The organism is Treponema sp. C6A8, assembly GCF_000619925.1.
In the GTDB taxonomy this organism is placed as follows: domain Bacteria; phylum Spirochaetota; class Spirochaetia; order Treponematales; family Treponemataceae; genus Treponema_D.
Map to the genome: position 1 here is coordinate 77,892 of NZ_JHVB01000005.1, position 22,552 is coordinate 100,443.

General features: G+C 42.7%; 16 protein-coding genes and 2 tRNA genes. 12 read left to right on the plus strand and 6 right to left on the minus strand.

The window, feature by feature from the left end:
• Window positions 1-111: 111 nt before the first annotated feature.
• Entirely contained in the window at window positions 112-3,489 is a 3,378-nt protein-coding gene (locus T530_RS0105235) for a hypothetical protein (protein WP_038073801.1), read from the minus strand.
• A gap of 137 nt (window positions 3,490-3,626) precedes the next feature.
• Between T530_RS0105235 and T530_RS0105240 the strand changes: the two genes are divergently transcribed.
• Entirely contained in the window at window positions 3,627-4,346 is a 720-nt protein-coding gene (locus tag T530_RS0105240) for a DNA alkylation repair protein (RefSeq protein ID WP_027728127.1), read from the plus strand.
• Here the strand turns inward: T530_RS0105240 and tsaD are convergent.
• The 5 genes from tsaD to epsC form a co-directional block, all read right to left on the minus strand.
• Window positions 4,343-5,380, minus strand: a complete 1,038-nt coding sequence (gene tsaD / locus T530_RS0105245; RefSeq protein ID WP_027728128.1) for a tRNA (adenosine(37)-N6)-threonylcarbamoyltransferase complex transferase subunit TsaD — start codon at window positions 5,378-5,380, stop codon at window positions 4,343-4,345. The genes T530_RS0105240 and tsaD overlap by 4 nt on opposite strands.
• Window positions 5,381-5,466: 86 nt before the next feature.
• Complete coding sequence (locus T530_RS14680) at window positions 5,467-6,807, minus strand: divergent polysaccharide deacetylase family protein (protein ID WP_051537842.1); 1,341 nt, start codon at window positions 6,805-6,807, stop codon at window positions 5,467-5,469.
• Between the two features lie 327 nt (window positions 6,808-7,134).
• Window positions 7,135-7,557, minus strand: coding sequence for an Hsp20/alpha crystallin family protein (locus T530_RS0105260; protein ID WP_027728129.1), 423 nt, complete (start codon window positions 7,555-7,557; stop codon window positions 7,135-7,137).
• A 479-nt stretch (window positions 7,558-8,036) separates the two neighbouring features.
• Window positions 8,037-9,398, minus strand: a complete 1,362-nt coding sequence (radA, locus tag T530_RS0105265; protein WP_027728130.1) for a DNA repair protein RadA — start codon at window positions 9,396-9,398, stop codon at window positions 8,037-8,039.
• Window positions 9,399-9,721: 323 nt separating this feature from the next.
• Complete coding sequence (epsC, locus tag T530_RS0105270) at window positions 9,722-10,591, minus strand: serine O-acetyltransferase EpsC (RefSeq protein ID WP_027728131.1); 870 nt, start codon at window positions 10,589-10,591, stop codon at window positions 9,722-9,724.
• Window positions 10,592-10,764: 173 nt separating this feature from the next.
• On the opposite strand from epsC, the gene T530_RS0105275 reads away from it, so the two are divergent.
• The 11 genes from T530_RS0105275 to rpoC all read left to right on the plus strand — a co-directional run bounded on the left by T530_RS0105275 (window position 10,765) and on the right by rpoC (window position 22,418).
• Window positions 10,765-10,837, plus strand: a tRNA-Thr gene (locus T530_RS0105275).
• 27 nt (window positions 10,838-10,864) lie between these two features.
• Complete coding sequence (rpmG, locus tag T530_RS0105280; RefSeq protein WP_009103771.1) at window positions 10,865-11,041, plus strand: 50S ribosomal protein L33; 177 nt, start codon at window positions 10,865-10,867, stop codon at window positions 11,039-11,041.
• 40 nt (window positions 11,042-11,081) lie between these two features.
• Window positions 11,082-11,154: transfer RNA gene (locus T530_RS0105285), tRNA-Trp, on the plus strand.
• A gap of 21 nt (window positions 11,155-11,175) precedes the next feature.
• The gene (gene secE, locus T530_RS0105290; protein WP_009103773.1) at window positions 11,176-11,358 is read left to right on the plus strand and encodes a preprotein translocase subunit SecE; all 183 of its coding nucleotides are present in this window, start codon (window positions 11,176-11,178) and stop codon (window positions 11,356-11,358) included.
• Window positions 11,359-11,367: 9 nt separating this feature from the next.
• Window positions 11,368-11,931: a transcription termination/antitermination protein NusG gene (gene nusG, locus T530_RS0105295; protein WP_027728132.1), complete on the plus strand. Its 564-nt coding sequence runs from the start codon at window positions 11,368-11,370 to the stop codon at window positions 11,929-11,931.
• Window positions 11,932-12,219: 288 nt separating this feature from the next.
• Entirely contained in the window at window positions 12,220-12,651 is a 432-nt protein-coding gene (gene rplK / locus T530_RS0105300) for a 50S ribosomal protein L11 (RefSeq protein ID WP_027728133.1), read from the plus strand.
• A gap of 1 nt (window position 12,652) precedes the next feature.
• A complete protein-coding gene (gene rplA / locus T530_RS0105305; protein ID WP_009103779.1) occupies window positions 12,653-13,333 on the plus strand; it encodes a 50S ribosomal protein L1 in 681 nt (226 codons plus the stop codon).
• Window positions 13,333-13,848 carry a 50S ribosomal protein L10 gene (rplJ, locus tag T530_RS0105310; protein ID WP_009103781.1) on the plus strand — a complete coding sequence of 172 codons (516 nt, stop codon included), beginning with the start codon at window positions 13,333-13,335 and terminating at the stop codon, window positions 13,846-13,848. Before rplA ends, rplJ begins: the two co-directional genes overlap by 1 nt.
• Window positions 13,849-13,975: 127 nt before the next feature.
• Window positions 13,976-14,353 (plus strand): 50S ribosomal protein L7/L12, encoded by a 378-nt coding sequence (rplL, locus tag T530_RS0105315; RefSeq protein WP_027728134.1) that lies wholly within the window; start codon window positions 13,976-13,978, stop codon window positions 14,351-14,353.
• A 216-nt stretch (window positions 14,354-14,569) separates the two neighbouring features.
• Window positions 14,570-18,112, plus strand: a complete 3,543-nt coding sequence (gene rpoB / locus T530_RS0105320; protein WP_027728135.1) for a DNA-directed RNA polymerase subunit beta — start codon at window positions 14,570-14,572, stop codon at window positions 18,110-18,112.
• Complete coding sequence (gene rpoC, locus T530_RS0105325) at window positions 18,105-22,418, plus strand: DNA-directed RNA polymerase subunit beta' (RefSeq protein WP_027728136.1); 4,314 nt, start codon at window positions 18,105-18,107, stop codon at window positions 22,416-22,418. The genes rpoB and rpoC overlap by 8 nt, the downstream gene beginning before the upstream one ends.
• Window positions 22,419-22,552: the final 134 nt, after the last annotated feature.

Below are 22,552 nucleotides of genomic sequence, written 5' to 3' on the forward strand. Positions count from 1 at the left end.
TTTTTCGCGATGCGGGGCATACAACGCGTAGACTACCTACAGAGCAAGCGAAGCTTGCGTCGAGCGAAAAGCTGGCGGAGCAAATTACGGTTCTCCGCAAAAGCTTTTTTTCTAAAACTGCACTTCTATATTTTTAATTAATCCTTCTCGTGCAAATATTGCCTTAGTTTCTTCCACTGTCAGTTCGTTACCCGCACGCTTGCTTCCGTTTACGCTGATGCTGGCTTTTTCGGCCGAGGCTGCTTTTACGCCGCCTTTTCCAAAACGGTAGGTAACCGGAGTTCCGCACCAGGTAAAGCTCAAAGTGCTGTCTTCCCTGATTTCAGAATCCTTAAGAATAAGCGGAAGGAAGCTTGCTTTTCCGTCTTCAAGGCAAACTCCAAGTTCACCAAAGCGGGTAAGAACTTCTTCTTTTACCTGACCTGTCATACCAGGCTGTTTTGCGCCCTGTCCGCTTGGAGTATGTGAGTATGGATCTGCCGGGAAAGCGCCGTAAAGTTCAGGTGTCTTGTGGTAGCCAAGTCCGTCTCTTACTTCGTAGTAAGACTGAGTCAGCTTACGGGCATTTTCTTTATCACCAAGCTTTTCTGCCTTAAAGATGTTTTCCTGTACGGCAAGCAGCAGCTTTGAAACCATGTGCCAGTAAATGCTTCCAAGACCTTCGTAAGCATAGAAGGTTCCGGAACGGCCGGTAAAGCTCTGGTGATTAAAGGTCTTTTCGTAAAGGGCAAGAAGTGCTTCCTGCTCTGCAGCTGTCGGACGATTTTCTTCTTTCTGAGCAGCAATAAAATCCTTAATAACATTCGAGTTTCTGAAAGTTGGATTAAAGTGCCAGATATCGTTTACATCCTTTTCCATGTACAGAGTTCCGCTGCGGGAAATTAAAGCCTGCAGAGGTTTTACGTCTCCTGCCTTTACGCAGTTTTTGTTCTGGAAGGCTGGCAGTTCCTTGTTAGGGTAAAGCATGTAAGAATGCTGGCGAGTTTCGTACATCGCGCTCTTTCTGAGGGCTTCAAGAAGAGACTGAGCTTCTGCCGGGCTGAGCAAATCTGAAGAAAGAATTGCAACCTGACCTTCCAGCATTGGCTGAAGATAAACGATTTCCATTTTGCCGTCAGCGATTTTTACAGTGTTGTAAGAATGATAAAGTCCGTCGCTTCGTTTGTTCATCTTAATAGAAAGTTCAATCATCTTGTTGAATTCTGCAAGTGAAGCAAGCAGACTTGAGATTTCAAGCTTTTCTTCTCCGTCAGAATAACCGTTTTTGTAAAGGTCATTTCTTTCTTTTTCAAAAATACGTCCGGCCTTGTCTGTGAAAGCCTTTCTTTCTTCTGCATTTTCTGCGGCCTTTTTAAGGTCTGCGTCTTTGTAAAGTGCGGTCAGTTCTGTGAGCGCTGCCTTTACAACCTTAGGAAGAGAAACTTCCTTTACACCGCTCTGCTCAAAAATATTCTGCAGCAGTCTGATGTAGCGGTAGAGATAGCAGAGGGTAACAACTGAAAGACCATAGCCTGCAAGAGCGTTGTTAGCGTCATTCCATTCAGGGCGCTGGGTGTTCAGCCAGATTCCTCCGCCCGGCACAAGATTAGAGATTTTTGTAATTACAATCTGCAGGGCTTTTGCGGCAAAGCTTACCAGATAAGGATTTTTGTCGCTTCCAAGTACCAGTTTTGCATCAGAACCGCGGACTTTTGTCTCCTTCTGAAGCTGATTGCTCAATTCGCGGTCAAAGAAGATTGTATTTCTTGGGTCTTTTAAAATCTCATCATAAGATTTGATGCGGTAAGGCACGTTTGCGCTTGTGTAGATTTTTTCATCAAGACTCTGCATAAGCGAAGCCTTATCTGTTTTAAGAAGGAATTCCAGAAGCTTTGCAAAGTAGATAACCTGATGGTCTCCCCAGTAACCGATAAAGGCCCATGGATTGTTTGGATCCGGGATTTCCCAGTCGATTCCGGCGCGGTTGATTTTATAAGGATTGAAACCGTCTGCTGTCATTGCGTTCAGGAATTTTACGCACATATTTTTGATGTAGAAAGGATAAGACCATGAAAGGGCTTCCCAGTTCTGGAAGATGTCTCGCCAGTTTCCTTCGTAATTCAAGATTGGATTTCCGTCAGTGTCGCGGAGTTTAATTGAGAAAATGTTCCATGGACGGCTTGGGTCACCGTGGCGGCGGCTGAAGGTGAGAGGCATGTATTCAAAGAAAAGGCGGGTAAGCTGAGGATTGTCATGCTTCTTTACAGCGTCAAAAAGCTCCTTGTAATCTACATCTGATTTTTTGTCCATCAAAGGTTTTACAAGGCTCTGAGCTTCTTTTACAAGACCTGTGTTTCTCTGTTCAATGAAAACGATAAAGTCTTTTAAGCCGATTTTTCCCTGATTGCAGAAAATACCGCCGCGCATAATATTAAACATTACATTCTGCTGGTGGTGAACGCATGCCATTGTGTCGGCAGTTGACTGAAGTCCGTCTGCATTTGCAAGGTAGTCAGTCATAAGAGCGTCAGTCTTTTTAATATCAGCTTCAAGAAGTTTTAGAGCCTCTTTTCTGTCTTTAATTTCTGCCTTAAGATTTTCAAGTTTTGCAAGGTCAAGGTAAGTATTGAAAACCTGATACCAGTCTGCTTTTTCCTTTGCTTCAAGGCTAAGGTTTTTGCAGATAAAGCATGAAGAACGTGTTCCCTTTGTTACAATCTGAGGATTAAAATCTGCTGTTTTAGGAAGAGAAGTGAAGTTTGCAAAGTCGGCAGGGGCACTTGTATTCAAAATGATTTTATCATCTGTTGTGAACCAGCTTACATTGGCGAGAAGGCTTTCTGAAGGTTCAGCCTTATCGGTAAGAACTGATGAAAGGGCGAAGAGAGCAATGTTTCCACTTTCGTCCAGGTCGGTTTTCTTGTAGGCGTCAAGGAGGCAGCTGTTAGAGTTCTGCAAATCTGAAGTTGTGCAGGCAGGCATGATGTTCTGTGCCCCGTCAAGAACTGCAAGTTCAACCGGCTTGTCGTTAAGATTTTTAATTACAGTTGATTTTACAAGTCCAAAATGGTCAGAAGAAGTCCAGCCGATTCTAAAAAGAAGATTGAGTTTTGTGTTGATTTCTTCAAACCATACAGCGGTTCCGTTGTAGTTTTTGTAAATGTTGAACTGAGAATTTCCTTCCATCAGTTTTTTTACGGAAGGAGATGCGTTGAAGTAAGAGAAAGGCTCCCAAAGTTCAATTCTGTTGCTTGTTTTTACAGCTACTGCTGCATAATTTCCTGTATAAGTGCGTGCGTCAAAAACCTTGTCTGCTGTGTAATATGGAAAAACAGCGTGATTACTGTCAATTCGTCCTGCTGTAATTCCGCCCTGTGACCAGCAGAAATTCCAGATGTCTGACGAGCTTGTGATGGTCATAAAAAAGTTTTCCATCATGTCGTAATTTTCGATTTTGTAAACCGGGCAGCTATCCAGTTCTGTAAAAAATCCTTTTACTTCTTTTTTCATAAAAATCCTTCCGGGTGCAAGCACACCTTAAAAAAATATATAGGCAACCGATTGCCTACTTAATTTAGTTTTAAACTATACTATAGGTTTTTTGTTGTCAAGACTGGATTTTGATAAAAATGTGATATAATTAACTTATGCTTTCTACAAAAGAAGAAATAAGAAAAAAACTGTTTGAACTTCAGGACACTACTTACCGCGATTTTCAGGCAAAGCTTATTCCCACCGTGGCAGCTGACAGTGTGATTGGTGTAAGAACGCCTGCTATGCGTGCCCTTGCAAAAAGTCTTGTAAAGGACGCAGCCTGTGATGAAGAAACTGCCTCTGCAATAAAAGCTTTCCTTTCCGACCTGCCTCATAAATATTATGATGAAAATCAGCTGCACGCATTTATTCTTAACGAAGAAAAAGATTTTGACATCTGCTTTTCTGAAGTAGAAAAATTTCTTCCTTATGTTGATAACTGGGCAACCTGCGATACTCTTTTGCCTAAGGTGTTTAAGAAGACAAAAAATCACCAGGCTCTGCTTGAAGCCGTTAACCGCTGGATAAAATCAAGTCATACTTATACGGTGCGCTATGCAATCGGAAGTTTGATGCGCTATTTTCTTGATGATGAGTTTAAGCCCGAGTATCTGGAAAAAGTTGCTGAAGTTCGCTCAGAAGAGTATTACATCAGAATGATGGTTGCCTGGTATTTTGCAACGGCGCTTGCAAAACAATGGGATGCAAGTCTGCCCTTTATAAAAGAAAAACGCCTTGAAGGCTGGACGCACAACAAGGCGATTCAAAAGGCTATAGAAAGCTACAGAATTGCCCCAGAGCAAAAAGTCTTGCTCAGAGGAATGAAGGTTTAATTTTTATTTCTATTCGCGAAATTTGCTAATCCACGCTTAAACTGAGGAATGCGGGCGCAGGTTACGCTGTCCCAGCCGTCGCGGTCGCCGCGTTTTAAGAAGTGGTAGGCAACTCCCGCAATCATGGCTCCATTGTCTCCGCAGAGTTTGAGCGGAGGGAAGATGCAGTTTAAGTCTGTGCGTTCTGCCAAAAGTGAGCGGAGTCGTGAGTTTGCGGCAACACCACCGCCGGCAACAACTGTTGTAAGGCCTGTGTCCTCTACCGCACGGAAGAGGCGTGAAGTCAAAGTCTTGCAGGCTGTTTCCTGGAAGGCGGCACACATATTTTCCTTAGAATGTTCGTATCCTTCGTTCCAGAACATGTCGCACTGGTGAATTACAGCTGTTTTCAATCCGCTGAAGGAAACGTCATAGCGGTGTTCCTTGTTATCAAGCTTAGGAACCGGGAAAGTTGCGGCTCTTGCGTCACCCTGCTTTGCAAGATTATCGATGATAACACCTCCAGGGTAACCCAAACCGTAGAATTTGCTGACCTTATCAAAAGCTTCGCCTACAGAATCATCAACTGTAGTTCCCAAAATCTCAAGATCATCAAAATTATTTACCTTACAGATAATACTGTGACCGCCGCTTACAAGAAGTCCCAGATAAGGATACTGAATGTCATTTACAAGGTGAGCGGCATAAAGATGACCCAGCATGTGGTTTACTGCAAGGAAAGGCTTATTCAAAGACCAGGCAAGTGTTTTTGCAAAAGTAAAACCAACCATCAGAGAACCCATAAGACCCGGACGGTTTGTAGCAGCAATTGCATCAATATCATCAAAAGTAAGTTTTGCTTCTTCAAGAGCCTGACGAACTACAGGCAAAATCCATTCAACATGCTTGCGGCTTGCAATTTCCGGCACAACGCCCTTATAAATCTGATGGAAGGGAATCTGAGTTGCTACAACGTTGCTCAAAATTGTTTTTCCGTCTTCAACGATAGCGCAGGCTGTTTCATCACATGATGATTCAATTCCTAAAACTTTCATACTATTCCTCTAAGGTAAAGCTAAAAAAAGCAGTGCTTTTTTTTTAACGCTTTGCTATTTATCAAGAAGAGGCATAGCCTCTTCACTCATCTCTTTAATCCACGGCATTCCGAAACCGTTTTAAACTTATATCCCTTTTCCAGAAGTTCGGGATAAACTTCCATTAAGGCAGCCGGCATAAAATCAGCCGACCAGATATGGCCTATCATTATAACAACGCCGTCGCGGTTTGCAATATCAAGATTTTTACGAATTTCAGCTACAACGTTGTCGCGGGTTTTTACGTTATCCAGGAAACGACCGTTACGTTCATAATATGACAAACCAAGCGCACTTGCAACGGCAGGCACAGTAGTATTTACGTTAGTGCGGGAATCCAAAAAGTAGATACCGTTTTCAGATGCATACTTCAAAACCGTTTCCATTTTTTCTGCATCAGCCGTAATCAGCGAACCTTCGTGATTATTAAAGCCCGCAATCGGACCGATTTCCGAAATATTCTGATAAAGCATAGCCTTAATCTGCTTTTCATCCATGTTCGGTGTAATTGCGCCCGGCCCTGGATTCACTTTTTCGTTTATAGCCTGCATAGGCTGGTGCAGCATAAGCTCTTTTCCGCTGGCACGAACCTTTGCAGCCGATTCTTTTGAGTGCGCCAGTTGAGGAAGCACCGCAATAGTAATTGGGAAGGGCAGATCAAGGAATTTCTGCAAGTGAGCAAGATTCTGACCGCCGTCGTCCAGAAGAATTACAAGCTGAGCCCCGTTTTTAGCCTGAGGGAAATTGAATTTTGACTCAGCTACAGGGGTGGTAGACGGCACTGTCGCTTTGGAAGACGAACCTGTTGCCTGGGAAGACAGCGCTTGCTGGCTAGACGGCACCTTATTCTCCGTAGTTGGTGTTCTTACCGGTTCTTCTTCCTTTTTAGGAGTTACAGGCTTAGGCGCCTTTTCCTCAGCCTTCTTTTTAGCTGCAAGTTCAGCCTTTTTTTTAGCTTCTGCCGCCTTCTCTGCTTTTTCTTTTTCAGCCTGGGCCTTATCTGCCTTAGCCTTTTCTTCAGCCCTGCGTTTTTCTTCAGCCTTACGAGCCTCTTCTTTTTTCAAGGCATCTTTTTTCTTTTGAGCCGCAAGCCTTTCTTCCTGCAGCTTTTTCTCTTCGTTAATCTTCTCTTCTTCAAGACGCTTTTCCTGGGCCTTTCTCTCTTCCTCTTTTCTTTCTTCTTCAAGAAAAGTCTGCTGTTTATTCCATGCCCGCTGATTAATCGCCGTACTTACGACCAGAAGCCCCATGCAAATAGCAATAATTGCCGCGCACAAAATAATGATTTTGTAAGGAGCAATATAAACCTTGCCCTTTTTAGTGCGTTTTTTCTGAGTTCGTCGTGATTTTGCTGTAGTTTTTGATTTAGAAGCGCGCCTTTGAGCCATATTCTTCTATTTTATAGTTTTCCCCGGGTATTTGCAAATTATGAATCAGAATAAATGGCTTGCGGTCACGAAGCATGGTTCAAAACCGCGCGATATCGCGCTACATGCTGATTGTGGCAAAGAAACTTTTGAACAGGTCGCTCCCGCGACCTCCACAATCAGAATGTTTTTGAACCATGCTTCGTTCCCTCCGCCAGTTTCTCCTGTTTAAAAACACAAAACCGTCGAAGTTTCCCTCGACGGTTATTAGGCTTCCAGCCACTTGCGCAGCAAGTGTTAGGAGGTTAGAAGCCTTCGGAAGTTGGAGTTTTCGTTACGACCTCCACATTACGCAGTCAAAGCCTTAATTTCAATCTTTTTAGGTGCTTCACTAGCTTTTTTCTGCATAAGGATTGTCAAAACACCGTTCTTAAAGTTAGCAGAAACATTTTCTGTATCTACATCCTTTGGCAGAACAAAGCGGCGTTCAAAGCTGCTTGTGCGTCGTTCTTTAAGAATGTATTTTCCAGCCTTCTTCTCTTCTTTCTTTTCCTCTTTCAGCTCTTCTTTAGAAGAAGTAATAGTCAAATTGTTCTGGTCAAGCTCAATATTTACGTCTTTTTCAGTACGACCAGGCAAATCCATCTCAAGAGTGTAACTCTTTTCGTCCTCCTCAATGTCAACTTTTGGAGTAGAAGCTGTTACATGGCACATTGCAGGTGTGTCAAACACGTCGTTGAAAAGTGAATTGATAAGTGAAAGTTCGTTCATATCGTACCTCGATTTTTTTTAAGGGAGCTTATACAAGTTCCCAGATTTTTCACTTAATATATAGCAATATTCGTGCCAACTTTCTGATATTTAATAAAATTTGCTAAATTTTATGAATTTTTCGGGCGGGCCCCCCTATTAACAGGCTTTCCGGCACTCCGCTGCCGCTTCGGTCTTAAAAATTCCGCTCCGCTCCCATTTTTAAGACGGCTCCGCCTGCCTCCAGGCCTGCGCATGCTGCCCCATAAATCAGCCAGTTTTCTCTCCGCTTCGGGAGAATTTTCCCAAATTTTCATCCAAAATAAAGCTTAGTGAGTAAATATGACACAGTAACTTGTTTCTTTTCGACACGGATGCACGCAGATGAACACGGATGGGACACGGATACTTTTTAATCAGTTATTTTATAATCACTATCCGTGATAATCCGTGTTTATCCGTTTAATCCGTGTCAAAAAAAATCTGCGCCCTTTCTGCGGCTATTTTCCAAACACAGCCTTCACCAGTTGTTTAATATTTTCAACTTTTGTACAGTCCTTTTCTTTTTCAGGGCAAATAACATCATTAAATCCCAGCTGCTGAGCCGCCTTAATGCGCTGTTTAGCCTTTGTAACCGGTCTAATTTCCCCGGCAAGACTCAATTCTCCAAAAACAACTGTCTGATTTTTAAGTGCAATATCAGTTCTTGCCGAATAAAGTGCCGCCGCCAGTGCCGCATCAATCGAACTTTCTGTTAATCGAACACCGCCGGCCACATTCACATAAATATCCTGATCAGAAAATCTAAGTCCGCAGCGTTTTTCCAGGACTGCTGCAACCCGCGCAACACGGCCTGAATCAACCTTTTCGCTGTAAATTCTGCTTATACTTGCCTTTGCGGGCACTGTAAGAGCCTGAATTTCAACTAAAAATACCCGTGAACCTTCAAAAACCGGGGTACAGGCAACTCCAGCCGGCTGATTTTCAGTCCTTTTTGTCAAAAAGAGGTTAGCCGGGTCTTTTAAAGTTACAAGACCCTTCTCTGTCATGCTGAAAATCCCGATTTCGTCCACAGAACCAAAGCGGTTTTTCTGGGCATGTAAAAATCTTATTTCATCATCGTTGCGTTCAAAAGAAATTACAGTATCAACCATGTGTTCCATGGATTTTGGGCCCGCAATCGAGCCTTCCTTTGTAACGTGGGCAGTCATAATCAGAACAGAATCTCGTTCCTTTACCCACTGAATGAACTCATTAGCGCAGTATTTAAGCTGATTTACGGTTCCCGGAATAATTCCTGCCTCTGCCGAATAAACAGTCTGAATGGAATCTACAATTACAAGGGTTGGATTGAGCTTATCAAGAGCATTGAGAGTGTCTTCCAGGCGGTTGGTGCACAAAATATTGATATTTTTACAGTCCAGTTGAAGTCTTTTTGCCCGGTCTTTAATCTGTGCCGCTGATTCCTCTCCGCTGACGTAAAGAATTTTGCTTTCAGCTCCAAAAGATTTAGCGCAGGAAGCTGCAGTCTGTAAAAGAAGGGTAGATTTACCGATTCCTGGCTCACCGCCAAGCAGAATTGCCGAGCATTTTGTAGCTCCTCCGCCAAGTACGCGGTCAAATTCTGCTATGCCGGTTGAAAAACGAACATTTTCTGCTGCTTCAACGCTTTCAAGGCTTACAGGCTTTTGCATTTCAGCCTTTTCTGAGCCTCGTCCGGCCGGGGTAACTGCATTTTTATCTATGATAATCTCTTCAAGGGAATTCCATTCGCCGCATTCCGGGCAGCGTCCAAGCCAGCGGGGCTGTGAGTAGCCGCAGCTTGAGCATTTATACATTATTGAACCGCTTTTCTTTGCCATGTTTTTATACTAAGGCATATTGAAGGAAGAGGGCAAGGGCTGCTTTAACTTAACAAAAAATTATGGAAAATTTTGTTGACAACTGAATATATGCAAGTTATATTTATATCAGCTTGTAAATAAGCTGATAAACTCTCTCCGATGACCAACTATGTTGGTCGACACGCTTCCCTTCTAGTGTTACTGTCTGGGAAGCGTGTTTTTTTAACCTCAGATGATTTTTACGGGGGCGTTGCGGGGGGCTAAGCGAAGCGACCCCCGCTAGAAGGGGTGGTGTAAGACTGCGAAGCAGGCTGGAGACAGGGGAAGGCTTTCCCCTCACCTTAATCCTGAGTAATTACGCTATTTGCAGGAACTGATTTAGTTACCCAGGTGTTACCTCCGATTGTGCTGCCTTTTCCAATGACAGTTTCGCCGCCCAAGATTGTTGCATTGGCATAAATTGTTACATCGTCTTCTATAGTAGGGTGTCTTTTGTTGCCTGTAAGAGACTTCTTTACGCTGAGAGCGCCAAGTGTTACACCCTGATAAACTTTAACGTTTGTTCCTATTATACAGGTTTCTCCAATAACAACGCCGGTTCCGTGATCAATAAAGAATGATTCACCGATTTTTGCGCCCGGATGAATGTCGATTCCGGTTTTTCCGTGAACGTGCTCGCTCATAATGCGGGGAACGATAGGTACTCCGTTTTCGTAAAGATAGTGGGCGATTCGGTAAACAAGGATAGCTTCAAGACCAGGGTAAGAAAGGATAACTTCCTCATTGCTCTTTGCGGCCGGGTCTCCGTTGAAGGCGGCAATTACGTCCAGCTGGATTTTGCGGCGGATTTCAGGGATTTCTTCTATAAGACCTGTGGCAACTTCTTCTGCCAGCTGGAAGCATTTTGAGTTTGTAGGATTCTGTCTGCAGTCTGACTGGGCTTTTGTAGAAAGGGTGTAAATCAAAGCTTTCTGAATTTCCTTTGTCAGCTTTGCAATTACGTTATTAACTTTCTGGCCTGTTACGTAGCGGATGTTTACAGGATCAATATCCTCTGCCTTTTTAAATCCCGGGAAAACGAGGGTCTGGATGTCTCCAAGAATTTCTACTACGTTCTGGCGGTTTGGAAAGGAGTCTGAATCACTGCGGTTGATTAAACCGTATCTATGGTAAGAATCAAGAATTCCGTCGATAAGCATATCTATTGTCATAAGCGCCTCAATGTCTTAAACTATCTTTTAGATAGGTTAAAAATAGTGCAGAATTCGTAAAGAAACAAGATGAATTTTCGAAAATTCTTGATTGAATTTATTGACATAAAACTTGTGTTTCTTTATAGTCATAAAACGCACGTTTTCTATAGCAAAAGCAGAAGTGCGAAATTGCCCCTTTAGCTCAGTTGGTAGAGCACCACATCGGTAATGTGGAGGTCTGCAGTTCGATTCTGCAAATGGGCTAAAGAAAATTTATAACAGGAGTTACAAATGGCAAGTAAGAAAAAGGGCGCTGTAGAAATCATTGCTTTGCAGTGCACAGAATGTAAAAGAAAGAATTACACAACTTACAAAAACCGCAAGAATATCACTGGTAAATTGGAAAAGAACAAGTATTGTCCATTCTGCCGTAAGTCTATCTTGCATAAAGAAACAAAAGCAAAATAATTTTTAATATTTTTTACCGGTTCGCCGGGATTAAATATATAGGGCAGTAGTTCAGTTGGTAGAGCAGCGGTCTCCAAAACCGCCTGTCGTGGGTTCAAGTCCTGCCTGCCCTGATTTTTTAAGGAATTAATGATATGTCAAAATTAGTACAGTTTGTTCGCGAAAGCAAAGCAGAGTTGAAAAGAGTTGATTGGCCGACAAAGGAAGATGTATTTTCTTCTGTTAAAGTTGTAATTATTTCAACTGTTGTTGTTGCTGTTCTGCTTGGTGTGCTTGACTTGGCATTCACTCAGGTTTTCAGATTCTTAATGAAATAGGACGTAGAGATGTCTAGAAGTTGGTATATTCTTAACGCTTATACAGGCTACGAAGGAAAAATCGAACGTACTATCAAATCTTTGCTGGAAAAATCAGAAATCGATCCTAACGTAGTTCTTGATGTAAGAGTTCCGCTAGAAGAAGTTGTTGAAATTAAAGATGGTAAGAAACGTACTCGCATGAATAAGTTTTTGCCAGGTTATATTCTTCTTGAAATGGATCTTCCAGAACTTAATTGGAAAGAAACTTGTACAAAACTTTATAAGATTCAGGGTGTTACAGGTTTTGTTGGTAATGTAAGCCGCAATGACCGCCCGGTTCCAATCCGCCCTGATGAAGCAAAGAGTCTTTTGCAGAAGTCTGGAATTATCAAAGGTGAAAAACAAGTTCACGTTCGTCAGTCTTTCGATATCGACGATGTTGTTAAAATTACAGACGGTGCATTTGCATCATTTACTGGAACAATTAAAGAAATCAATCTTGAGAAAGAAAAGCTTAAGGTTGAAGTTCAGATTTTTGGTCGTTCAACACCAGTAGAAGTAAACTTCCTGCAGGTTGAGAAGACAAAATGAGGGAAGAAGCTATGCTTCTTCTTGATTGATAGCAAGCCGTTAAGAAAAATGCACCGCATTTTTTAGGCTTACCTACTTGTTAGAATATAATGCAGCGGTGGTTGGGCTTTCTTGGCAAAACCACCTTTTGTGTTTATTCAATGTTGTTTGGCAAATTCAGGGGTTTGTATCCCAAATACAAACCATTTTTATCCTGTTTTTGGGAGAAGTAAAAGTCCGTTGGACAGAGTTACTTCGTTAGGAAGATTCCTTGTGTGAACTTCCACACCAATTTTTGGGAGAAATAAAATGGCTACAAAGAAAGTCACAGCTGTAATCAAATTGCAGTGTCCTGCAGGGGCGGCTACACCAGCTCCTCCAATCGGACCAGCTCTTGGACCTCACGGTGTTTCAGCTCCTAAGTTCGTTCAGGAGTTCAATGACCGTACAAAGTCTATGGAGAAAGGTCTGATTATTCCTGTTGTAATCACTGTTTACCAGGACAAATCTTACACATTCATTCTTAAGACTCCTCCTGCTGCAGTTCTTATTAAGAAAGCAGCAAAAATCGAAAAGGGTTCTGGAAATCCTCTTCGCGACAAGGTTGCTACTTTGTCTAAGGCAGCTCTTGAAGAAATCGCAAAAACAAAGATGCCAGATATCAACGCTAACGATATCGAAGCAGCAAAGAAAATCATTGCCGGTACTGCTCGCAGTATGGGTGTAGAGGTGGAGCAGTAATATGAAACATGGAAAGAAATATCGCGCAGCTCTTGCAAAATATGATCTTACAAAGAAATATGATGTAGCTTCAGCTTGCAAAATGGTTCAGGACATGAAGTTTGCTAACTTCGATGAGACTGTAGAAGCTCACGTTGTTCTCCGTCTTGAGAAAAACGCTACTGTACGTGATACATTGGTATTCCCAAATCAGTTCCGTGGCGAAAAGAAAGTTCTTGTTTTCTGTAAGGAAGACAAAGTAAAAGAAGCTTTGGATGCTGGTGCAACATACGCTGGTTCTGATGAATACATCGAAAAAGTAAAGGGTGGATGGCTCGAATTTGACGTTTGTGTTGCTACACCTGATATGATGAAAGATGTTGGTCGTCTTGGTATGGTTCTTGGTCGCAAAGGTTTGATGCCAAACCCAAAAACTGGAACTGTTACTCCAAACGTGGCACAGGCTGTTGCTGAACTTAAGAAAGGTCGTACAGAATTCCGCGCTGATAAAGCTGGAATCGTTCACATTGCTGTTGGTAAGTGTTCTATGGACACAGACAAGGTTGTTGAGAACGTTAAGACTCTCCTTTCTGAAATCGGTCGTAAAAAGCCTGCTGGATCTGCTGCTGGATTTGTTCAGTCAGTATCTGTTAGTTCTTCTATGGGCCCAGGCGTTTGGGTTGACTATAAGGATGGTGAATAATGGCAATCAAAGCAAAGAAAATTCAGCCTGCTAAAGCAGAAGCTATTGAAAACGCAAAGAAAGTTCTTGGTGAATACAACGACTTCATCTTTGCTGATTACCGTGGTCTTACAGTAGAACAGATTACAACTCTTCGCGACAAACTTCGCGAAAAGAACGCTGTTCTTAAAGTTATGAAAAATAACTTTGCACGTATCGCTTTTGAGGATATGAAAGTAGAAAATGTTGCTGACTACCTCAAAGGTCCTACTGTAATTGCAATGGCAAAAGAGGATGCTAACGAAGTTGCAAAAGTTCTTTTTGACTTTGCAAAAGATGCTCCTACTTTGACTGTAAAAGGTGCTTATGTAGAAAAAGAAGTTTACGATGCTGCAAAGATCGAAGCTTTCTCAAAGGTACCTGGAAAGAAGCAGCTTATTGCTATGCTTATGTCTGCAATGAACGGTCCTGTTCAGAAGCTCGCAGCTACTTTGCAGGCTTACGTGGACAAAAAGACAGCAGAAGGTGCCAACTAATTGTAAACATGGAGTGGCGTTGCCGCTCCTATCAAACACACTTTCAGGCTTCATAACTGCTGACTGTTAGTGTGCGCGGCGGCCGAAAGGCTGCAAAATATAAATACTTTATTGTAAGGAAGACAATATGGCAGTTACAAAAGAAGACATCCTTGAGACAATTGCAAACATGTCAGTTCTCGAGGTTTCAGAGCTTGTTAAAGCAATGGAAGAAAAATTTGGTGTTACAGCAGCAGTTGCAGTAGCAGCAGGTCCAGCAGCAGGTGGAGCAGCAGCAGGTGGAGAAGAGCAGACAGAATTCACTGTTACTCTCGAATCATTCGATGCAGCTAAAAAGATCCCTGTTATCAAAGCAGTTCGCGAAATCACAGGTCTCGGACTTGGTGAAGCTAAAGCTTTGGTTGAAGGTGCACCAAAGGCTCTTAAAGAAGGCGTAAGCAAGGCTGACGCTGACGAAATCGTTAAGAAGATCGAAGAAGCTGGTGGTAAAGCTTCTAAGAAATAAGTCGGAGCAAATCTGGCTTAATAGCTGCTAAAAAGCAGTAAAACAGGGGGTATCCGGTAAGAAATTACCGGATATCCCTTTTGTCGTATAAAACGACTTTTTACATTTTCCATTTTTACAACATGATATAGCAAAAAATCAGAGTTTTCTGTGCTGTGCGGAGTTTCCAGCATGTAGCAGACTACATCTGAATTTATAAATCTATAGGAGAAGCTGATGTTCGCAAAAACACGGACTATCAACCGTCAGTACATCGGTAAAGACATCCAGACTGTAATGGATGTGCCAAACCTTATTGGAATCCAGACATCATCTTATGAAAGCTTTCTTCAGTCTGAAAGACTTAAGAAGGGTGAGAAGCTTTTAAACCAGGGACTTCAGGACGTTTTTAATTCTACTTTCCCTATTGAAAGCCCAAATGGCGACATGTCATTGGAGTATGAGTTTTATGAGTTGGATTGGGCAAATCTTAAATTTTCAGAAATCGAGTGTAAGCAGAAAGGTGTAACATATTCTGTTCCTTTAAAAGCCCGCATTAACTTGAATTTCCTTCAGACAGGAGCAATCCTTCAGAAAGATATCTACATGGGAGACATTCCGCTCATGACAGACCGTGGTACATTTATTGTAAACGGTGCTGAACGCGTAGTTGTTTCTCAGATTCATCGTTCGCCTGGTGTAATTTTCTGCCACGACAAGGGTGTTTACTCTTCTCGTATCATTCCGTATCGCGGATCATGGCTTGAATTCGAAATTGACCAGAAAAACGAATACATTTATGCAAAGATTGACCGCAAAAAGAAAATCCTCGGAACTATTTTCCTCCGTGCTCTTGGTTATTCAACCCGCGAAGAAATTATCCGCTGCTTCTACGATGTAGAAGACGTTGAGGTTAAATCTGATAACGAAGGTAAAGAATCACTCTTTGACCGCGTTCTTGCAAGTGCTGTATTTATTAAAGATGAAAACGGCGAAGAAAAACGTCTTTTCAATGCCGGAACTCGTCTTAAGGCACACGATGTTGATGACCTCGTTGCTAACAACATCGACAAAATCACTGTAATCCGCTTTGATACACGTGCTAATCCTTTGAACAAGGAAGAAAAGAACAATTCTCTTGATTCTCAGATGATTATCAACTGTTTCGACCGCGAAGAGGCAAAATTCGTAAAAGAAGGTTCAATCGATAACGAACCAACTAAGGAAGATTGTCTTGCAGCTGTTTACGCAGTTCTTCAGCCTGGTGAACCAATGACAGTTGAATCTGCTGAAAAAGATTTGACTTCTATGTTCTTTTCTGAGCGCCGCTATGACCTTGGTCGTGTTGGTCGCTACAAGCTCAACAAAAAATTCGACTACTCGGATGATGTTAAAGACTTTACTTTGATTAAAGACGATATCATCAACACAATGAAGACTTTGATTAAAGTTTACATTGGTGACGAGCAGATTGACGATATTGACCACCTGGGTAACCGCCGTATCCGTTCTGTTGGCGAACTTATGACAAATCAGCTTAAGTCTGCATTTGCCCGCATGGAACGCATCGCTAAAGAGCGCATGAGCCTTAAAGAAACTGATACAATGAAGCCACAGGATTTGATTTCTATCAAACCTATCGTAGCTGCAATCAAAGAATTCTTTGGTTCTTCTCAGCTTTCTCAGTTCATGGATCAGATCAACCCATTGGCTGAACTTACTCACAAACGTCGTCTTAACGCTTTGGGACCTGGTGGTCTTTCTCGTGACCGCGCCGGCTTCGAAGTTCGTGACGTACACTATTCACACTACGGACGCATGTGTCCTATTGAAACTCCTGAAGGTCCGAACATCGGTTTGATCGTTTCTCTTGCTATGTACACAAGAATTAACGATTACGGTTTCCTTGAAGCTCCATACCGCAAGGTTGTAGACGGAAAGGCAACAAACGAAATCGAATACCTTTCAGCTATTGATGAAGATAAATACTACATCGGACAGATTGTTCCTGGTATGAAAGAGGATGGAACATTCCCAACAGAAACAATTTCTTGCCGCAACCGTGGTAACTATACTCAGCGTTCTCCAAAGGACGTTCAGTACATCGACGTTTCTCCACGTCAGGTAATTTCTGTATCTGCATCTATGATTCCGTTCCTTGAGCACGACGATGCTAACCGTGCGCTCATGGGTTGTAACATGCAGCGTCAGGGTGTACCTCTGCTCTTCCCGGAACCACCTCACGTAGGAACTGGTATGGAACGCAAATGTGCTTACGATTCAGGTGTTCTTGTAAAAGCTAAGCACGACGGTGATGTAGTTTACGTTTCAAGTGAACTCATCAAAGTTAAGACAGAATCTGGTGCAATTGATGAATATCCATTGCTCAAATACCAGAGAACTAACAACGATACATGTAACCACCAGCGCCCAACTGTTGGAGTAGGCGAAAAAGTTAAGGTAGGAAGCGTTCTTGCTGACGGTCCTGCAACATTCAACGGTGAAATGGCTCTTGGCCGCAACATTCTTGTAGGATTCGTTCCTTGGAATGGTTACAACTACGAGGATGCTGTATTGATTTCTCAGCGCGTAGTTCGTGAAGACTGGTATACATCTATCCATATTAAAGAGTTCCAGGTTGAAATCCGCGAGACTAAACTTGGACCTGAGCGCATCACACGCGATATTCCTAACACTGCAGAAAAGGCTGTTGCTAACCTTGATGCTGAAGGTATTATCCGCATTGGTGCAAAAGTTCGCTCTGGTGATATTTTGGTTGGTAAAGTTACTCCAAAATCAGAAACAGAGACAACTCCTGAATTCAACCTCCTTCGCTCAATCTTTGGTGAAAAGGCTAAAGAAGTTCGCGATTCTTCACTCCGCGTTCCACATGGAATTGAAGGTGTTGTAATCGATATTCAGCAGATGAGCCGCCTTGAAGGTGATGATTTGAACCCTGGTGTAGACAAGGTAATCAAAGTTCTTATCGCTAACAAGCGTAAGCTTCGTGAAGGTGATAAGATGGCCGGACGTCACGGAAACAAGGGTGTTGTTGCACGTATTCTTCCTATTGAAGACATGCCATACCTGGAAGACGGTACTCCACTCGATGTATGTTTGAACCCTCTTGGTGTACCTTCCCGAATGAACATCGGTCAGATTATGGAGTCTGAGCTTGGTATTGCAGGTAAATACCTCAACCAGTTCTTTGAAGCACCTGTATTCCAGTCTCCAACTCAGGAGCAGATTGCAGACAAGCTCGAAGAAGCAGGTCTCCCACGCAGCTGTAAACAGATTGTTCACTCAGGTCAGACTGGTGAACCATTCCATAACCCAATCTTCGTTGGTGTTATCTACTTTATGAAGCTTCATCACTTGGTTGATGATAAGATGCACGCTCGTTCTACAGGTCCTTACTCGCTCGTTACACAGCAGCCACTTGGTGGTAAGGCTCAGTTCGGTGGTCAGCGTCTTGGAGAAATGGAAGTTTGGGCTCTCGAAGCTTACGGTGCCGCAAACTGTCTTCAGGAAATGATGACTATCAAGTCTGATGATATGAACGGTCGTTCAAAGATTTACGAATCTATCGTTAAGGGTGACCCTTCATCACCAATTGGAATTCCAGAATCATTCAACGTATTGGTTCAGGAAATGCGCGGTTTGGCTCTTGATTTCACTATTTATGATGCTAAGGGTAAACAGATTGCTCTTACAGAACGTGATCAGGATTTAATTGATAAAGCAGCTTCCGGATTTGATAAGGAGGACAAGAATGCGTGATGTTCAGGACTTCGACAGTCTTAAAATAAAATTGGCTTCTCCAGAGACTATTAAATCATGGTCTTATGGTGAAGTTAAAAAACCTGAAACAATTAACTACCGAACTCTCCGTCCAGAGAAAGATGGTCTTTTCTGTGAAAGAATTTTTGGTACAACAAAAGAGTGGGAATGTTACTGCGGTAAGTTCAAGTCAATCCGTTATAAGGGTGTAATTTGTGACCGCTGTGGTGTTGAAGTTACTCACTTTAAGGTTCGCCGTGAACGTACAGGTCACATTGAACTTGCAGCACCAGTAAGCCATATCTGGTACTACCGTTCAGTTCCTAGCCGCATGGGTCTTTTGCTTGACCTTCAGGTGGCAGCTCTGCGCCAGGTTCTTTACTATGAAAAATACATCGTAATTGACGCTGGTGATACAGACCTTAAGAAAGGTCAGCTTTTGAGCGAAGAAGAATATCAGACAGCATTGGAACACTATGCTGGTTCTGCTTTCACAGCTGATATGGGAGCTGAGGCAATCAAGACTATGCTTGAACGCCTTGACCTTGATGAACTTGCAGCTGAACTTCGTGCAAAGATGATTGAAAAAGGTGCTAAATCTGATAAACGCCTTCTTCGCCGTATTGAACTGGTTGAAAACTTCCGTGCATCTGGAAACAAAGTTTCATGGATGATTCTGGACGTTATTCCGGTTATTCCTCCTGAGCTTCGCCCTATGGTTCAGCTCGATGGTGGTCGTTTTGCAACATCTGACTTGAATGACCTCTACCGCCGTGTAATCAACCGTAACAACCGTCTTAAGAGACTTCAGCAGCTTTCTGCTCCTGATATCATCATCCGTAACGAAAAACGTATGCTTCAGGATGCAGTTGACGCTTTGTTCGATAATACAAAACGCAAGCGCGCAGTTAAGGGTGCTTCAAACCGCCCTCTTAAATCAATTTCTGACCTCCTCAAAGGTAAGCAGGGACGTTTCCGCTTGAACCTTCTTGGTAAGCGTGTTGACTACTCAGGACGTTCTGTAATCGTTGTAGGTCCAGAATTGAAGCTCTGGCAGTGTGGTCTTCCAACAAAAATGGCTCTTGAATTGTTCAAACCATTCTTGATGAAAAAGCTTGTTGATAAAGATGTTGTATTCAATATCAAAAAGGCTAAGATGCTCGTAGAATCTGAATCTCCAGAAGTTTACGCAATCCTTGATGAAGTTGTAAAAGAGCATCCGGTTATGCTTAACCGTGCGCCTACACTTCACCGACTTGGTATTATGGCATTCGAACCTGTACTTGTAGAAGGAAAAGCTCTTAAGCTTCATCCTCTTGCTTGTAAGTCATTCAACGCCGACTTCGATGGTGACCAGATGGCTATCCACGTACCTCTTACACAGGCTGCACAGATGGAATGCTGGACTTTGATGCTTTCTGCACGCAACCTTCTTGACCCGGCTAACGGTAACACAATCGTTGCTCCGTCACAGGACATGGTACTTGGTATTTATTACATGACTGCCATCAAACCGAACGCAAAAGGAACAGGAAAACGTTTCTCTACTCCTGATGAAGTTCGTATGGCAGCAGAACTTGGAAACATCGACTGGCAGGCTCTTATTAAGGTTCCTGCTCCAAAAGATTCATTCAACTCAAAGGCTCTTAAAGTTAAGGGTGACGAAGGATTCGTTTCTGGAACTCAGGACTTTAAAGAAGGTGATTTGATTGAAACTTCTGCCGGACGTCTTGCATTCAACGAAGCAATGCCAGAAGGTGTTGAATACGTTAACCGCCAGATGTTCGATAAATCACTCAAGAAGATGATTGAGTACGTTTACCACAACAAGGGTTCATGGCTTACAATCCAGATGCACGATGCAATCAAGGATGTAGGTTACAAGAACGCTACTTTGTACGGTGCAACACTTTGTATGGATGATATCCTTGTTCCGGATGAAAAGAAGGACATGATTGCAACTTCTAACAAGGAAGTTGAAGATATTATCGCTCAGTATTCAAAGGGTGTTATTACAGCAGAAGAGCGTTACAACCGTGTATGTAACATCTGGGCTCGTACTAACGAAAAACTTACAAACCTTATGATGTCTAATCTTGAAAAAGATAAAGACGGTTTCAATACAATCTGGATGATGGCTAAATCTGGTGCCCGCGGTTCTCGTGGTCAGATTTCTCAGCTTGCCGCTATGCGTGGTTTGATGACTAAGCCTAACGGAGATATTATTGAACTTCCAATTCGTGCAAACTTTAAGGAAGGACTTTCGGTTATCGAATACTTCATTTCTACTAACGCTGCACGTAAAGGTCTTTCGGATACAGCTCTTAAGACAGCCGATGCCGGTTACATGACTCGTCGTCTGGTTGATGTTGCTCAAGATGTTGTTATTAATGAAGAAGACTGTCAGACAATTAACGGTATTGATTATGCCGCAATTAAAGACGGTGATGATATTAAAGTACATTTGGCAGACCGCATTGTAGGTCACTACACAATCGAACGTGTTGTTCACCCGGTAACTGGCGAACTTCTTTGCGATGTAAACCAGTACATTGATGATGATCTGGCACAGAAGATTGAAGCTGCCGGTGTAGAAAAGGTAAAACTCCGCACTGTACTTACTTGTGAAGCTAAACACGGTATCTGTGTTAAGTGTTACGGTAAGAACCTTGCACGCAACAAGATTGTTGAAATTGGTGAAGCAGTTGGTATCGTAGCTGCTCAGTCAATCGGTCAGCCTGGTACACAGTTGACACTTCGAACATTCCACTCGGGTGGTGCTGCCGAAATGACAACTGATGATAACCACATTGTTCTTAAGTTCAACGCATTCCTTAAAGACATTTCTGGAACTCACGTTGAAATGAAGAACGGAAACTGGCTCTTTACTCGTAAGGGTAGCATGACAGTTATCCGCATTTTGGACGAAGTAAAAGTTGGCTCTGGTGACAAAGTTCTTGTTGAAGACGGAACAAACATCATGCGCGGTACTCCAATCCTTAATCAGGGTGGAAAAGAAATCGCTGCTGCTGTTACTGGCCGTGTAATGCTTAAAGACGGAACTCTTTACCTTGTAAGTAAAGATCAGAAGATTGAAATCGTAAACGGTTCTACAATCTATAAGAAGGCTGGAGATTTGATTAAGAAGGGTGAAGCACTTGGTGAATTCGACCCATTCTCTGACCCAATTATTGCTGAACAGAACGGTTTCATCCACTTTGAAGACGTACTTGTCGGTTCAACTCTGGAAGAAAAAGTTGACTTGCAGACTGGTTCAAAAGAGCGCTACATTACAGATCTTCACCTTGATGTTAAACAGCCTCGTATTTTGATTACTGATGAAGCTGGTAACGAGCTTGGAACTTACTACCTCCCAGCTGGTGCTCTTCTTCTTGTTGAAGATAAAGCTCCAATTGAAGCCGGAGTTATCCTTGCTAAGATGCCAAAAGCTGCTCAGAAATCTCAGGATATTACTGGTGGTCTTCCACGTGTATCTGAATTGTTCGAAGCCCGCAAACCTAAGAACCCTTGTGTACTTGCACAGATTTCTGGTCTTGTTAAATTCAAGGGAATTACAAAAGGTAAGCGTATCGTAACTGTTGAAGACGAGTTCGGAAAAGTATTTGAACACCTTGTTCCAATGACAAAACGAATGATCGTTCGCGATGGTGACCATGTTGAAGCAGGTGAACAGCTTTGTGTAGGTTCTCCAAACCCACAGGATGTTCTTGCAATTCTTGGTGAAAACGCACTTCAGAACTACTTGATGGATGAAATCCAGGACGTTTACCGCGCTCAGGGTGTAGACATCAATGATAAGCATATCGGTATTATCGTACGCCAGATGCTCCGCAAGATTGAAATTGTTGCCGTAGGCGATACAAAATTCATCTTCGGACAGCAGGTAGATAAATACAAGTTCCATGAAGAGAACAGACGTGTAATCGAGGAAGGTGGTCAGCCAGCTATCGGTCGTCCAATGTTCCAGGGTATTACAAAAGCTTCTCTGGGTGTTGACTCATTCATTTCTGCAGCATCATTCCAGGAAACTACACGCGTTCTTACAAATGCCGCTATTGCCGGTGCTACTGACGGACTCCACGGAATTAAGGAGAACGTTGCTATCGGTCACATGATTCCGGCTGGTACTGGTATTAAGAACTACAAAGATATCAAACTCTTTGACGACAGCGACCGCGACCTTGATGCTCAGATGAACGAAATTCTTGAGCGCCGCCGCCTTGAAGAAGAGCAGGAATCTCAGCTTGAAGAGCCTAGCTTTGTAGAGACTGAAGATAATGACTAATTCAGAAAAACTTCTATTATATAGAAGAAACTGATAAAAAGCCCGCACCGGGAATTACAACGTGCCGGCTGAAACCCAAATGCGGGTTACGGCTGTCACGTGATTGTGAATGGTGCGGGCTTTTTTTCATCATA

Coding starts and splice junctions, on each gene's coding strand:
- T530_RS0105235 (WP_038073801.1), bottom strand. CDS start 3,489: ATGAAAAAAGAAGTAAAAGGATTTTTTACAGAACTGGATAGCTGCCCG.
- T530_RS0105240 (WP_027728127.1), top strand. CDS start 3,627: ATGCTTTCTACAAAAGAAGAAATAAGAAAAAAACTGTTTGAACTTCAG.
- tsaD (WP_027728128.1), bottom strand. CDS start 5,380: ATGAAAGTTTTAGGAATTGAATCATCATGTGATGAAACAGCCTGCGCT.
- T530_RS14680 (WP_051537842.1), bottom strand. CDS start 6,807: ATGGCTCAAAGGCGCGCTTCTAAATCAAAAACTACAGCAAAATCACGA.
- T530_RS0105260 (WP_027728129.1), bottom strand. CDS start 7,557: ATGAACGAACTTTCACTTATCAATTCACTTTTCAACGACGTGTTTGAC.
- radA (WP_027728130.1), bottom strand. CDS start 9,398: ATGGCAAAGAAAAGCGGTTCAATAATGTATAAATGCTCAAGCTGCGGC.
- epsC (WP_027728131.1), bottom strand. CDS start 10,591: ATGACAATAGATATGCTTATCGACGGAATTCTTGATTCTTACCATAGA.
- rpmG (WP_009103771.1), top strand. CDS start 10,865: ATGGCAAGTAAGAAAAAGGGCGCTGTAGAAATCATTGCTTTGCAGTGC.
- secE (WP_009103773.1), top strand. CDS start 11,176: ATGTCAAAATTAGTACAGTTTGTTCGCGAAAGCAAAGCAGAGTTGAAA.
- nusG (WP_027728132.1), top strand. CDS start 11,368: ATGTCTAGAAGTTGGTATATTCTTAACGCTTATACAGGCTACGAAGGA.
- rplK (WP_027728133.1), top strand. CDS start 12,220: ATGGCTACAAAGAAAGTCACAGCTGTAATCAAATTGCAGTGTCCTGCA.
- rplA (WP_009103779.1), top strand. CDS start 12,653: ATGAAACATGGAAAGAAATATCGCGCAGCTCTTGCAAAATATGATCTT.
- rplJ (WP_009103781.1), top strand. CDS start 13,333: ATGGCAATCAAAGCAAAGAAAATTCAGCCTGCTAAAGCAGAAGCTATT.
- rplL (WP_027728134.1), top strand. CDS start 13,976: ATGGCAGTTACAAAAGAAGACATCCTTGAGACAATTGCAAACATGTCA.
- rpoB (WP_027728135.1), top strand. CDS start 14,570: ATGTTCGCAAAAACACGGACTATCAACCGTCAGTACATCGGTAAAGAC.
- rpoC (WP_027728136.1), top strand. CDS start 18,105: ATGCGTGATGTTCAGGACTTCGACAGTCTTAAAATAAAATTGGCTTCT.